1 pseudogene is annotated in these 333 nt (G+C 66.7%); it reads left to right on the forward strand.

Features of this window, described 5'->3' with window-relative positions:
* A pseudogene (locus tag SB816_RS30475) lies at positions 1-333 on the forward strand (GlcNAc-PI de-N-acetylase); the annotation flags it as partial.

Consider the following 333-nt stretch of genomic DNA (forward strand, 5'->3'; position numbering starts at 1 on the left):
ACCGTGGGATGAGGCGGCGGGTTTCAGCGATTCGTCCGAGGCGATGCGCGCCCGCACGCGAGAGGACGAACGCGCGCTCGCACGCCTGGGCGCACGCGCGATTCGCCTGCCATTTCTCGACGGCCAGTATGGCGAACTGCCTTCTGTTCGCACTTTGGTGAGCGCTTTGCTCGCGCGCTTTGAGCCGCGCGATCGATCCACGCTTGTCGTTCCGCTCGGGCTGAGGCACCCCGATCACCTGCGCGTGGCCGATGCATGGCTCGCGTTGCTGCGCACGCGGGCCGTGCAGTCGTGCATCGTCTACGAAGATGCGATTCATCGTACGGTGCCGGG

Origin of the sequence: Achromobacter sp. SIMBA_011 (assembly GCF_046535435.1) — a bacterium.
Classification (GTDB): Bacteria; Pseudomonadota; Gammaproteobacteria; order Burkholderiales; family Burkholderiaceae_B; genus Achromobacter; species Achromobacter dolens.